Here is a 12,386-nt window from a genome sequence, read left to right as displayed (position 1 = left end):
GCGCTTCAGTCCGTCAGCGCGTCCAGCGGACGCTGTTGCCGAGGCGGGCTGAAGCGCACGGCCATGACCATCAGCACCAGGGTGGCCAGCGCCATCAGCTGCCAGCTCAGGCTCAGGTCCGTGCTGTAGTGCCGTAGCAGACCCGCCAGCAGCGGTGCGCACGCCGCGATCAGATAGCCGCCGCCCTGGACGAAAGCCAGCAGATCCGCCGTCTGCCGCGGATCGTCCAGGTGATCCTGGGCCACCACCAGCGACAGCGGGAACAGACCGCCGATACCGACACCGAGGAGCAGGGCGACAGGCACCACCAGGGTTTCCGGCGCCAGCTGCAGGCCGATCAGGCCGGCCAGCAGCGACAGCAGCACCGTCGCCAGCAGCGGCCGGCGGTCAGGAAAGCGCGGCAGCAGGCTGGATAGCAGCAGACCGGCGACGACCTCGCACAGGGTCAGCGCGGCCAGCAGCAGGCCACTGGCCTGGGCGCTCCAGCCCAGGGCGGTGTAGTAGGGCGGCAGCCAGGCCAGCACCAGGGTGTAGCCGGCGGTGCCGATGCCGAAGAAGCTCATCAGCAGCCAGGCCCGGGGCCAGCGCCAGGTCACCAGCGGCGGGGCGCTGGCGACGGCGCTTGCGCCAGCGGAGGGCGCGGCGCGACGCCACACCGCTGCCGCCAGCAGGGCGGGCAGCGTCCAGCCTGCCAGGGCCCAGGCCCAGCCCAGCGACTGGGCCAGCCAGGGGGTGAAGGCCGCACCGAACGCAGCGCCGGCCATGATCGCGCAGCTGTAGAAGCCGATCAGGCGGCCACTGTCGGCGGCGAAGCGCGACTTGATCAGACCGGGTAGCAGGGCCTGGACGAAGGCGATGCCCGCGCCAGCCAGCACCGCACTGACGAGCAGCGTAGAGGCTTCGGGCAACAGACCACGCAGCAGCGAGGCGAAGGCGATCAGCAGCACACCGAGCAGAATCCCGCCGTTGTCGCCGAGGCGCCTGCGCAGAGGGCCGCAGGCCAGCGCCCCGAGCCCCATGATGACCACGGGCACGCTGGTCAGCAGGCTGGCGGCGACGTGATCCAGTCCGGTATCGCGCTGGATGCGGTCGAGCAGCGGGCCGATGGCGGCCAGCGCCGGCCGCAGGTTGAGGCCGAGCAGGACGATGGCGAGCAGTAACAGAGCCTGGCGTTTCATGCTTGGGCCTCCTTGGTACCGCGCGAGGCGACCAGCAGCACGCCGCCGACGATGCACACGGCGGCCAGCAGCATCGACAGGCTGCCGTTCTCACCGAACAGGCCGATGGCCATGGCCGCGCCGATGATCGCCGCCACCGAGCCTATCTGGCTGAGGAACACTGCGCCGGCGAGCTTCTGCAGCACGAAGAACAGCGCGTAGACCATGGCGAACAGGGCCATCTGTCCGGCCAGCAGAGCGATCGCGGTGGCATCGTGCAGACGGGGTTGCAGATCGAACCCCAGCCCGCTCAGGGGGAGCAGCAGCAAGGCGCCGCCGAGCAGCATGCCGGGCGCCAGAGACAGCGGGCTGGCGCCTTGTGGCCAGTAGCGGGAGCGGTAGATGTTGCCCAGGGCAAGGAACACCGGCACGCAGAGCGCCGCCAGCACCCACAGGTAGGGGCTGTCGCCGCTGTGCAGCTTGCCCAGCGCCAGCAGCACGCTGCCGAGCAGGCCGACGCAGATGCCCAGCAGGCGAATCCGGCTGGGGCCCTCCATGCGCAGGGCCAGGGCCAGCAGGTAGGTAACCAGGGGCGGAAAGGCCAGGCACATGGCCGCGAAGCCGGCGCCGACGTGCGGGATCGAGCTGAACATCAGGCCATTGGGCAGGGTGATGCTGAGCAGCCCGGAGGCCAGGTAGTAGCGCAGCGAGGTGACGCCCAGGCCGGGACGCTCACCGCGCAGCCAGCTCAGCGCCAGCAGCAGCAGGCCACTGCCGAGCAGGCTCCACAGCAGGTAGGCGAGAGGTGGCCAGCCCTGCGTGCCGGCGATCTTCACCAGATTGGTGGTCAGTCCCATCAGCGCGCCGATGGTGAACAGCAGTGACAGGGCCAGAAATGATCTGGAGCGTGAACCTGGCATGGGGATGCCTCCTTGGCGTGAATACGTTACGATGGCGACATTCTTTTTGAAAAGTATCTTGATGGCAAGATAAATCGAGGGCGACATGCAAGACCGCGCACAACTGGCTGCCGAGCAGTGGCAGCAGCAACGACCCGATCTCGATGCTTTCTCCATGGCCGTCATTGGCCGCCTGGGGGAGTTGAGCCTGCTGATCAGCCGCGATCACCTGCTGCCGTTCTTCGCCGAGCATGGCCTGCAGGCCGGTGAGTTCGACCTGCTCGCTACCCTGCGCCGTTCGGGTGAACCCTATGCGTTGATGCCGACTGCGCTGTACGAGAGCGCGATGATTTCCTCGGGGGGCATGACCAGCCGCATCGACCGCCTGGAAAAGGCCGGTCTGATCGAGCGGCGCAAGCATCCCAGCGACCGCCGCGGTGTCCTGGTGGCGCTGACGGCGGCGGGCTTCGAGCTGATCGACGGCATCATCACGGCGCACGTGGCCAACCTGCAGCGCGTGCTTGCAGGGTTGACCGCCGACGAGCAGCGAACGTTGCATGCGTTGCATGGCAAGTTGCTGGCGGGGGTGAAGGTGCGCGAGGAGGAGGCGCAGGGCTAGGTGGTGCGGCTGCGCTCCTGCCTGGGCCCGCGCCCATGATATTCCGCGTCGCCATGCACCGGGCAATTGCCCATGGGGACGCTGCCGCCGTTTCCTGGCGTTCCATCAGCCGAGCCGCTGATCCAGGCTCGTGACGGCATGGATAGAACCCCTGTGCGACGCAGGCGTCTCACCCCTCCTGAATATTGGCCCTATTCCAGGCTCAGGCCTGTCGTCCCCCATTTGGAGTATGTCGCCTGCTTGGGGCGCAATTATTGTCCAGGCATCGGTCGGTGACCTCTGGTCCATCCAGGAACCCTGCTGCGTTGCTGGTCACCGTACTGCGGCAATGGCCTGCGTGCTGCAGCGCGTAGGCCGCCACAAGAACAAGAACCGAGGGTAAGGACTGTGCGAAAGCCATCGCTGCTATTGCTGCTATGCTTGATCTGTCCGCTGGTCTGGGGGGACGCCCGCAGCGCGGGGACCTTGAGCGAGATCCTCAGTCGCAGCCAACTGATGTGCGCGAGTGCGATGCTCTACTTCAATCCGGCGGAGCGCAGACCCGACCCGCGAGGCCTGAGCGCCACCTACGAGCATCTGAACCTGATGGAGACCTACTGGGTGCAGCTCGGCCAGCCAGAAGCCTTTGCGCAGCCGCTGCGGGCCATCAAGGCGGTTTTCGACACCCTCGATCATCTGCCGGCAGCCGAGCGCGAACGCTACCCGGAGCTGATTCAGCAGCTGCTCGACCATCAGCAGCAACTGCATCAGGCTGTCTCAGTCGTCTATGCCGGTGCGGAGCCTGATCCGGCTGCCGCCGAGCTGCAGGTGCAGAGTCAGGCGCTGGCCGCGCTTCTGCTGGACTACCAGATTCGGCTGTATCCACTGCCACGAAAGAGCGGCCTGACACTCACGCCCGAGCGGGCACGGGACCTCGATCAGGCGATCGTCCGGCGTTTCGAGACGTTGCTTGCGCGTCACGTCGATCAGGCCGAGCTGTTGACGAAGATAAGGGCCAGCTACCTGTTCGTGCGTCCGCTATTGCAGCAGGCGGCCAACGGCCGCATCGCTGGCAGCGGCGGAGCCGAGTTCTATCTCAATCGTGCCTCCGTCGATCTGGACGAGCTGGCGGCAGCGCTGCTGCCCCGTGCTCCCTGAGTCGTCGTCGGTTCGCTGGTTCGCTACGCTTGCGTCGTTCACATGCTGTGCTGCTCAACCAGGAAATCCACGAATACCCGCACCCGCGCCGGCATGGCGGTGCCACCGACGAACACTGCGTGAATCGGCTCCCGGTCGCCGGGGTTGAAGGCCTGCAGCAGTGGCACGAGATCGCCGCGTTGCAGGTCCTCGGTCACGCTGAACTCGCCGATGCGCGTGATGCCCGCACCCTCGCGGGCGAGTTGCGCCAGCGCCTCGCCGCTGCTGCATGCGATGTTGCCGCAGACCTTCAGGGAAAACCCCTGGCCTTCGCGGATGAAGGGCCAGTTCGGCTCGGCGCGGCGGAAGTTGAAGCGCAGGCAGTTGTGCTGCAGCAGGTCTTCCGGTTGCTGCGGTGTGCCATGGCGTTCCAGGTAAGCGGGGGAGGCCACCACCACCTGGCCGGTTTCACCGATGCGGCGGGCAGTCAGCGGGCTGTCGGGCAGGTGGCCGAAGCGCACTGCCACGTCGGCCTGGCCGCCGAGAATGTCGACCACCTCGTCGCCCAGCGACAGGTCGACGGTGATGTTCGGATAGCGGGCAATGAAGGCCGCGACCAGCGGCACGATGGTCATCCGGCCATGGCCGAGGGCTGCACTCACACGCAGGCGGCCCCGTGGTACGCCCTGATCGGCAATGGCCTCTTCGACTTCCGCCAGGTCGGCGAGGATGCGCCGCGCGCCGCGCACGTAGGCTTCACCCTCGGCGGTGAAGGTGAGCGCGCGGGTGGTGCGCAGCAGCAGGCGGGTGCCGAGCCGTTGTTCGGTGCGCGCGATGATCCGGCTGACGGCCGAAGGTGTCAGCCCCAGTGCGCGAGCGGCGGCCGACAGGCTGCCTTGCTCCGCGACGGTGACGAACACGAGCATTTCGCCTGACCTGCCGTTGAAATCCATTTGTGCTCCGTAAGCAAAGGTGTTTGCCAGAAATGCCATCTACCGCGTTCAAGGTTTGGATCCTAGCATTCGCGGCATAGATGAGGAGCCTTTGCATGCGTATCAATCCACCCCTTGTTGCACTCGCCATCGGTGCCTTCGGCATCGGCGTCACCGAGTTCTCGCCCATGGGCATGTTGCCGGGTATCGCCGCCGATCTCGGCGTTTCCATTCCCGCCGCCGGGCTGCTGGTCAGCGCCTATGCGCTGGGCGTGCTGCTCGGCGCGCCGCTGATGACCCTGACCACCGGCAGGATTCCCCGGCGCTACCTGCTGATCGGCCTGATGGCCATCTTCACCCTGGGCAACCTGATGTCGGCCCTGGCCACCGACTACTACACCCTGCTGACTGCCCGGGTGGTGACCTCGCTGAACCACGGCGCCTTCTTCGGCGTCGGCTCCATCGTCGCCGCCAGCGTGGTGGCGCCGGACAAGCGCGCCGGCGCGGTGGCGGCGATGTTCATGGGCCTGACCCTGGCGACCATCGGCGGCGTGCCGTTGGCCGCCTGGTTTGGCGAAGTGTTCGGCTGGCGCACCGCGTTCTGGGGCATTACCGGCCTGGGCGTGCTGGCGATGCTGGCGCTGTGGTTCGCCCTGCCCAACGTGCCGCTGCCGAAGAGCGATGGCGTGCTGGCCGAAATCCGCGTGCTGGGCCGAGGCCCGGTGCTGGCCGCGCTGGCGCTGACGGTGGTCGGTTCGAGTGCCATGTTCACCGTATTCACCTATATCGCACCGATCCTCAGCAGCGAAACCCATGCCTCGACCGCCTTCATCACCGCCATGCTGGTGCTGTACGGCGTGGGCCTGACGCTGGGCAACATGTGGGGTGGCAAGGCGGCGGACCGTTCGGTCGACCGCACCCTGATCGTCTCGTTGAGTGCACTGATCCTGGTGCTGCTGGCGTTCACCGTGCTGATGCGCTGGCCGCTGCCGGCTGCCGTGGCCATCCTGATCTGGGGTATCGCCAGCTTCGCCATCGTGCCGCCGCTGCAGATGCGCGTGATGGAAGCGGCCAAGGATGCGCCCAACCTGGCTTCTGCGGTGAATATCGGTGCCTTCAACCTGGGTAACGCGATTGGCGCGGCGCTGGGCGGCGCGGTGATCAAGGTCGGGCTGGGCTACCCGGCGATTTCCCTGGCCGGCGCGGCGATGGCGGGGATTGGGCTGCTGATGGTGCTGGGGTTTGCCTGGCGCTCCAGGGCGGGAGCGGCTGCGGTGGCCTGAAAAGAGCGGCGATAGAAAAGGGGGCAGACTGAACCGGTCTGCCCCCTTTTCGTTGCACAGGAGCGGTGGACAAGCTTCGCGTTTTCCACCCTACCCGAGGGTGCCGTAGGGTGGATGACGCTGTTTTCATCCGCCGTTTGCCGATCTGAAGGCCAGGCGTTCATCAGAGCCGCGTCGCCATGGCCAGGCGCAGGCCGAACCCCATCAGCAAGGTGGTGAAAGTCCAGCGCTGCACCACCTCCAGCAATGGATAGCGGCGCATCCAATGCCCGAGCGCCGCGCCCAGCATGGCGTACAGCAGATCGAAAAGCAGGCCGGTCAGCACCAGCACGCTACCCAGCACGAGGAACTGGCCGGCCACATCGGCACCGGCATCGACGAACTGTGGCAGAAGCACCGAGCAGAACAGCAGCGCCTTGGGGTTGCTGATGTTGGTCAGCAGCCCGCGGCAGGCGGAAGCGCCATAGGCCCTGGTGGAGGATGCAGGCAACGGCGCGCAGGCCTCAGCGATCAGCGAGGGGGCACGAGCGATCTTCACGGCCAGCCAGATCAGGTACAGCGCACCTGCCAGCCTGACCGCGTCGAATGCCCAGGAGACGGTTTTCAACAGTACGGCCAGGCCGATCGCCGCCAGCAGGACATGCGCTGCCCTCGCCAGGGCGAGGCCGAGAGCCGTCGCCACGGCGTGCCAGCGGCCCTGCATGCTGGACGTCTGCAACACCAGCACCATGTCCGGACCGGGAACCACGTACACCACGACCAATGCACCGATGAACAACTCGAGGTTCGTCATATTCACACTCAACCCTGCGATGACCCAGGCGAAAAGCATACAGTCAGGGCGATTTCGTGGAGTTGCTAATTTGGCCTCTGGCGTCTTGATAATTGGCATATCATGCCAGTGATGTGTGTATAGAATTAATAGTATGCCAACTTATGAAACTGGATAATCTGGACAGACGAATACTGGCGGCCCTGCAGCGCGATGCCAGGCTGACCAATGTGCAGCTCGCCGAGGAAGTGGGGTTGTCGCCGTCGCCCTGTCTCCGACGGGTACGCCTGCTCGAGGAAGCCGGCATCATCCGGGGGTATCACGCCGATCTGGACCGCGACGGCATCGGCTTGGGGCTGACCGTATTTGTCGGCGTCAAGGTCGAGCGCCACCAGGACGAGACGTCCACGGCCTTTCGCCAGGCCGTCAGCGCGTTGCACGAGGTGGTGTCCTGCCATCTGGTGTCGGGGGAGTCGGACTTCCTGCTGCAGGTGGTCGTCCAGGACCTCAGGGCCTATGAGCGCTTCCTGCTGGAATCCCTGCTGAAGTTGCCAGGCGTCAGCGACATTCGCAGCAACTTCGCCATCGCGACGGTCAAGGATCAGACCGCATTGCCGCTCGGGCATCTGCCGCAGGCCAGCGGCGGGGCCTGACTGCAGGTCACGTCGTCAGCACGGCGCTTCGGCACCAATGGCGGCGGCAGCTGCCACGTGGCACGTGCCCTTGTGCGGGAAGGGGGACAAATTTGTTCTCCGGCTACCGCGCGTGCGGGCGCGCAGACATTTCAATCCCCAGCGCCTTCATCACCGCAAGCATGGTTTTCAGTGTCGGATTGCCGTGCTCGCTGAATGAGCGATAAAGCTGCTCGCGGGACAGGCCGGTTTCTCTGGCCAGCTCGGTCATGCCTTTGGCGCGTGCCACCACGCCCAGCGCCTTGGCGATATAGCCGGCATCGCCGGTTTCCAGGGCGTCGCTCATGAACTCGGCAATGGCTGCGGGGCTGGTGAGGTATTCGGCGGGGTCGAAGTCGCTAAAGGTTTCAGTCATCTCGTTTTCTCCACGTCTGCAGGATCTGTTGGGCGGCCTCGATGTTGCGGCGTTGGCTGCCCTTGTCGCCTGCGCAGAGCAAAATCACCAGCGTGTCGCCTTGCTGGTGGAAATACACCCTGTAGCCGGGACCATAGTGAATCCGCAGTTCGCTGACGCCGTGGCCGACCGGCGCCACGTCGCCTGGCAGGCCTTCCATCAGCCGGTTTATCCGGGCCACGATGCGTGCCTTGCCGGTGTCGTCCTTGAGCTTCTTCAGCCAATTTCTGAAGGTGGCGGATTCGATTTTTCGCATGGATCGAATGTAGTTTATAAAGCACGAAATGCCAAGGTGGAGGCTCTGGCCGCGTCGGGTCGTGCTGGCTGTAGGTTGTGGCGCCGTTTCAGCATGGGTCGATCGACTGTTCGTTGGCCCTACGGCGCCCCGATCCGCCCGCGTTAATCCTGCTCTCTGCGTCCAGGTGCGGAATCTGCGACAATCCCGCCTTTGCCCTGATTGCCCCGATCCAGATGACTGACATCGCCACCCTGCAGAACAATCTCGACCACGTCATGATCGCCGAGCGTCATCGCTTGCGCCGGCAGCTGCATGAGCTGCAGAAGCAGCCCGACGAGGCCAAGCTAGCGCAGTGGCTGGAGCGTTTTCAGGCGTCCAGCGACAAGGTCGCAGCGCGGCGCAGCAGCATCCCGGCGATGCGTTACGACGATGCGCTGCCGATTGCGGCCAAGCGCGACGAGATCAAGGCCGCGCTGGAAAAGAGTCAGGTGGTGGTGATCGCCGGCGAGACGGGGTCGGGCAAGACCACCCAGTTGCCGAAGATCTGCCTTGAGATCGGTCGGGGTGTGCATGGTCTGATCGGTCATACCCAGCCGCGTCGGCTGGCGGCGCGTAGTGTCTCTACTCGCGTGGCGGAAGAAATCGGCACGCCGCTGGGCGAGCTGGTCGGCTATCAGGTGCGCTTCGAGGATCAGAGCAAGGACGGCACGCTGATAAAGCTGATGACCGACGGCATCCTGCTCGCCGAAACCCAGCACGACCGCTTTCTGGAAAAGTACGACACCCTCATCGTCGACGAGGCGCACGAACGCAGCCTCAATATCGACTTCCTGCTCGGCTACCTGAAGACCCTGCTGCCGCGTCGCCCGGATCTCAAGCTGATCATCACCTCGGCGACCATCGATCTGGAGCGCTTCTCCAAACATTTCAACGATGCCCCGATCATCGAGGTGTCCGGTCGCACCTACCCGGTGGAAACCTGGTATCGGCCGCTGGCGGCCGAGGTGGACGAGGAGGGCGAGAGCCTGCTCGATGACCTCACCGTCGACCAGGGCATCCTCGCCGCGCTGGACGAGATCGCCGCGCACGAACAGAGCGTCGGCAAGCGCCCGGGTGACGTGCTGGTATTCCTGCCCGGCGAACGTGAGATTCGCGAGGCCGCCGAGGTGCTGCGCAAGGCCAATCTGCGTTTTACCGAGGTGCTGCCTTTGTATGCGCGGCTGACGCCGGCCGAGCAGCAGAAGATCTTCGCGCCCATGCCGGGGCGCAAGGTGGTGCTGGCCACCAACGTCGCGGAAACCTCGCTGACGGTGCCGGGCATCCGCTACGTGATCGACTCCGGTACGGCGCGCATCAGCCGCTACAGCTACCGCGCCAAGGTCCAGCGCCTGCCCATCGAGGCGGTGTCACAGGCCAGTGCCAACCAGCGCAAGGGGCGCTGCGGCCGGGTCGAACCGGGCATCTGCATCCGCCTGTACAGCGAGGAGGATTTCCTCGGCCGTCCCGAGTTCACCGACCCGGAGATCCTGCGTACCAACCTGGCGGCGGTGATCCTGCAGATGCTGCACCTGCGCCTGGGCAGCATCGAGGACTTCCCCTTCATCGAGCCGCCAGACGGCAAGGCCATCAGCGATGGCTTCAACCTGCTGCAGGAGCTGTCGGCGGTCAACCGCGAAAGCCAGCTGACCCCCATCGGCCGGCAACTGGCTCGCCTGCCCATCGACCCACGCCTGGGGCGCATGGTGCTGGAAGGCGCCAAACAGGGCAGCCTGGAGGAAATCCTCATTGTCGCTGCCGCGCTGTCGGTGCAGGACCCGCGTGAGCGGCCGATGGATCGCCAGCAGGCGGCCGATCAGGCGCACGCGCAATGGAAGGACGTGGATTCCGACTTCGCCGCGCTGATCAACCTGTGGCGCGGCTTCGAGGAAAAACGCCAGGAGCTGGGCAGCAACCCTCTACGCACCTGGTGCAAGAAGAACTTCCTCAATTACATGCGCCTGCGCGAATGGCGCGATGCGCACCGGCAACTGGTGCTGATCGCCCGTGATCTGCAGTTGAGCGGCAAAGGCGCACGCAAGGCGGATAACGCGTCCACCAAGGTGGATGGCTCCGGCCATCCACCCTACGAAAAGGCTCAAAGCCCGACGCCGACCAGGGACACCCGCGTCAATGCCATCGCCCGCCAGCAGGCCGAGGCCAGCGAGGCGGCGGTGCGGGCGAAGAACTACGCCGCCGTGCACAAGGCGATTCTCGCCGGCCTGCTCAGTCAGATCGGCCAGAAGACCGAAGAGGGCGACTACCTCGGTGCGCGTCAGCGGCGTTTCTGGATCCATCCGTCCAGCGTGATCGGGCGCAAGAAGCCCACCTGGGTGATGGCGGCCGAACTGGTGGAAACCACCAAGCTGTTCGCGCGCATGGTGGCGAAGATCGAGCCGGACTGGATCGAGCCGCTGGCGGCGCATCTGGTGAAGAAGAACCACCTGGAGCCGCACTGGGAGAAGAAGCGCGGCCAGGTGGTGGCTTACGAGCAGGTCACCCTCTACGGGCTGATCATCGTCGGTCGCCGGCCCGTGCACTACGGCCCGATCGATCCGTCGGTGGCACGCGAGATGTTCATTCGCGAGGGCCTGGTGCGTGGCGAGATCAACAGCCGCGTACGTTGCCTGACCGCCAACCGCCAGTTGCTCGAACGCCTCGACGAGCTGGAGGCGAAGTCGCGCCGCCGTGACATCCTCGCTGACGAGGAGACCCTGTTCGGTTACTACGAGGCGCGCATCCCGCAGGATATCTACCAGGCCGCCAGTTTCGAGAGCTGGTACAAGAAGGGCAGCGCCAGCGATGCGCAACTCCTGATCATGCGCGAGGAGGACGCCCTGGCCCGCGATGCCAGGGAGGTGACCGCCGCGCAGTACCCGGACACCTTGCACATCGGTGAGCTGCAGCTGCCGCTGTCCTATCACTTCGAGCCCAATCACCCGCGTGACGGCGTGACCCTGCGCGTGCCGGCGCCGCTGCTGCCGCAATTGCAGCCCGAGCGCCTGGGTTGGCTGGTGCCGGGCCTGCTGGAGGCCAAGTGCGTGGCGCTGGTGCGTGGCCTGCCCAAGGCGCTGCGCAAGAACTTCGTGCCGGTGCCGGACTTCGTCGGTGCGGCGCTGGACAAGCTGCACTTCGGCCAGGGTTCGCTGCCGCACGCGCTCGGCGCCGAGCTGCTGCGCATGACCGGCGCTCGGGTCTCCGACGAGGCCTGGGCGGAAGCGGCCGACAGTCTGGAGAGTCACCTGAAGATGAACATCGAGGTGGTCGACGCCCGTGGCAAGTTCCTCGGCGAGGGCCGTGACCTGGCCGAGCTGACCGCGCGTTTCGCCGAGGCCAGCCAGGCCGCGCTGGCCATCCCGCAGCAGGACAAGGCGCCGAAAACGGTGGAGGCCAAGGCCTTCGCCGAAGTCGCCGAGAAGGCTCAGCAGAAGATTGCCGGGCTTTCCATGACGGTTTATCCGGCGCTGGTGGAAGAGGCCGGGGTGGTCAAGGAAGGACGCTTCCCGACTCAGGCCGAGGCCGACTATCAGCATCGCCGTGCCCTGCAGCGTCTGTTGCTGCAACAGCTGAGCGAGCAGGCCAAGTTCCTGCGCGGCAAGCTGCCGGGGCTGACCGAGCTGGGCCTGCTGTATCGCGAGCTGGGGCGGGTCGAGGCGCTGGTCGAGGACATTCTGCTGGCCAGTCTGGATGCCTGCATTCTCGACGGCGAAACCAGCCTGCCGCGCGACGGTGCTGCGCTGGCGCAACTGGCCGAGCGCAAGCGTGGCGACTGGACGGTGCATGCCGAACGCATCGCCCGCCTGGCGCTGGAGATCCTCAAGCTGCACCACGGTCTGCTCAAGCGCTTCAAGGGCAAGATCGACCTGGCCCAGGCCATGGCGCTCAACGATATCAAGCAGCAACTGGGCAACCTGGTCTACGCCGGGTTCGTGCGTGAGACGCCGGGCGATTGGCTCAAGGAAGTACCGCGTTACCTCAAGGCCATCGAGCAGCGCCTGGACAAGGTCGGCGCGCAGGTGCAGCGCGACCGTGTGTGGACCGGTGAGCTGAGCAGCTACTGGGAGCAGTACCAGGCGCGCACCGCCAAGCACCTCCAGGAAGGCAAGCGCGACCCGCAGCTGGTGCTGTACCGCTGGATGCTGGAGGAGTACCGCGTGTCGCTGTTCGCCCAGCAGTTGGGGACGAAGATGGCGGTTTCGGACAAGCGCCTGAACAAGCAGTGGATGCTGGTCGAGGGTTGAAGGTCGG

The 12,386-nt window shown here is 65.8% G+C and carries 11 protein-coding genes; 5 read left to right on the top strand and 6 right to left on the bottom strand.

The window, feature by feature from the left end; translation table 11 throughout:
- Positions 1 to 5: 5 nt before the first annotated feature.
- Complete coding sequence (locus EPK82_RS08250; protein ID WP_134676291.1) at positions 6 to 1,178, bottom strand: cyanate transporter; 1,173 nt, start codon at positions 1,176 to 1,178, stop codon at positions 6 to 8.
- On the bottom strand, positions 1,175 to 2,077 hold the full coding sequence (locus EPK82_RS08245; RefSeq protein ID WP_134676290.1) for a DMT family transporter: 903 nt from the start codon (positions 2,075 to 2,077) through the stop codon (positions 1,175 to 1,177). The genes EPK82_RS08250 and EPK82_RS08245 overlap by 4 nt, the downstream gene beginning before the upstream one ends.
- A gap of 85 nt (positions 2,078 to 2,162) precedes the next feature.
- Between EPK82_RS08245 and EPK82_RS08240 the strand changes: the two genes are divergently transcribed.
- Both EPK82_RS08240 and EPK82_RS08235 read left to right on the top strand, forming a co-directional pair.
- Positions 2,163 to 2,675, top strand: coding sequence for a MarR family winged helix-turn-helix transcriptional regulator (locus EPK82_RS08240; RefSeq protein ID WP_134676289.1), 513 nt, complete (start codon positions 2,163 to 2,165; stop codon positions 2,673 to 2,675).
- A gap of 465 nt (positions 2,676 to 3,140) precedes the next feature.
- Positions 3,141 to 3,812 carry a hypothetical protein gene (locus tag EPK82_RS08235; RefSeq protein WP_134676288.1) on the top strand — a complete coding sequence of 224 codons (672 nt, stop codon included), beginning with the start codon at positions 3,141 to 3,143 and terminating at the stop codon, positions 3,810 to 3,812.
- Between the two features lie 38 nt (positions 3,813 to 3,850).
- Here the strand turns inward: EPK82_RS08235 and EPK82_RS08230 are convergent, their stop codons facing one another.
- On the bottom strand, positions 3,851 to 4,744 hold the full coding sequence (locus EPK82_RS08230; protein ID WP_134676287.1) for a LysR family transcriptional regulator: 894 nt from the start codon (positions 4,742 to 4,744) through the stop codon (positions 3,851 to 3,853).
- A gap of 95 nt (positions 4,745 to 4,839) precedes the next feature.
- On the opposite strand from EPK82_RS08230, the gene EPK82_RS08225 reads away from it, so the two are divergent.
- Positions 4,840 to 6,006: an MFS transporter gene (locus tag EPK82_RS08225; protein WP_134676286.1), complete on the top strand. Its 1,167-nt coding sequence runs from the start codon at positions 4,840 to 4,842 to the stop codon at positions 6,004 to 6,006.
- A 163-nt stretch (positions 6,007 to 6,169) separates the two neighbouring features.
- On the opposite strand, the gene EPK82_RS08220 is transcribed toward EPK82_RS08225, so the two are convergent.
- A complete protein-coding gene (locus tag EPK82_RS08220; RefSeq protein ID WP_134676285.1) occupies positions 6,170 to 6,799 on the bottom strand; it encodes a LysE family translocator in 630 nt (209 codons plus the stop codon).
- A 143-nt stretch (positions 6,800 to 6,942) separates the two neighbouring features.
- On the opposite strand from EPK82_RS08220, the gene EPK82_RS08215 reads away from it, so the two are divergent.
- Positions 6,943 to 7,431: an Lrp/AsnC family transcriptional regulator gene (locus EPK82_RS08215; RefSeq protein WP_134676284.1), complete on the top strand. Its 489-nt coding sequence runs from the start codon at positions 6,943 to 6,945 to the stop codon at positions 7,429 to 7,431.
- A 103-nt stretch (positions 7,432 to 7,534) separates the two neighbouring features.
- Here EPK82_RS08215 and EPK82_RS08210 read toward each other — a convergent pair whose 3' ends face one another.
- Complete coding sequence (locus EPK82_RS08210) at positions 7,535 to 7,825, bottom strand: addiction module antidote protein (protein ID WP_037048838.1); 291 nt, start codon at positions 7,823 to 7,825, stop codon at positions 7,535 to 7,537.
- Positions 7,818 to 8,120, bottom strand: a complete 303-nt coding sequence (locus EPK82_RS08205) for a type II toxin-antitoxin system RelE/ParE family toxin (RefSeq protein ID WP_134676283.1) — start codon at positions 8,118 to 8,120, stop codon at positions 7,818 to 7,820. Before EPK82_RS08205 ends, EPK82_RS08210 begins: the two co-directional genes overlap by 8 nt.
- Before the next feature lie 215 nt (positions 8,121 to 8,335).
- On the opposite strand from EPK82_RS08205, the gene hrpA reads away from it, so the two are divergent.
- Positions 8,336 to 12,379: an ATP-dependent RNA helicase HrpA gene (gene hrpA, locus EPK82_RS08200; RefSeq protein WP_134676282.1), complete on the top strand. Its 4,044-nt coding sequence runs from the start codon at positions 8,336 to 8,338 to the stop codon at positions 12,377 to 12,379.
- Positions 12,380 to 12,386 lie beyond the last annotated feature (7 nt).

The sequence above is a fragment of the Ectopseudomonas khazarica genome (assembly GCF_004521985.1).
GTDB classification, from domain to species: domain Bacteria; phylum Pseudomonadota; class Gammaproteobacteria; order Pseudomonadales; family Pseudomonadaceae; genus Aquipseudomonas; species Aquipseudomonas khazarica.
The sequence above is the reverse complement of the archived record's forward strand: the minus strand, read 5'-3'. Positions and strand labels throughout refer to the sequence as shown.

What these genes read in the sequence shown, in the direction of transcription:
- EPK82_RS08210 (WP_037048838.1), bottom strand. Translation starts at nt 7,825, where the DNA reads ATGACTGAAACCTTTAGCGACTTCGACCCCGCCGAATACCTCACCAGC.
- EPK82_RS08215 (WP_134676284.1), top strand. Translation starts at nt 6,943, where the DNA reads ATGAAACTGGATAATCTGGACAGACGAATACTGGCGGCCCTGCAGCGC.
- hrpA (WP_134676282.1), top strand. Translation starts at nt 8,336, where the DNA reads ATGACTGACATCGCCACCCTGCAGAACAATCTCGACCACGTCATGATC.
- EPK82_RS08220 (WP_134676285.1), bottom strand. Translation starts at nt 6,799, where the DNA reads ATGACGAACCTCGAGTTGTTCATCGGTGCATTGGTCGTGGTGTACGTG.
- EPK82_RS08225 (WP_134676286.1), top strand. Translation starts at nt 4,840, where the DNA reads ATGCGTATCAATCCACCCCTTGTTGCACTCGCCATCGGTGCCTTCGGC.
- EPK82_RS08240 (WP_134676289.1), top strand. Translation starts at nt 2,163, where the DNA reads ATGCAAGACCGCGCACAACTGGCTGCCGAGCAGTGGCAGCAGCAACGA.
- EPK82_RS08250 (WP_134676291.1), bottom strand. Translation starts at nt 1,178, where the DNA reads ATGAAACGCCAGGCTCTGTTACTGCTCGCCATCGTCCTGCTCGGCCTC.
- EPK82_RS08230 (WP_134676287.1), bottom strand. Translation starts at nt 4,744, where the DNA reads ATGGATTTCAACGGCAGGTCAGGCGAAATGCTCGTGTTCGTCACCGTC.
- EPK82_RS08245 (WP_134676290.1), bottom strand. Translation starts at nt 2,077, where the DNA reads ATGCCAGGTTCACGCTCCAGATCATTTCTGGCCCTGTCACTGCTGTTC.
- EPK82_RS08205 (WP_134676283.1), bottom strand. Translation starts at nt 8,120, where the DNA reads ATGCGAAAAATCGAATCCGCCACCTTCAGAAATTGGCTGAAGAAGCTC.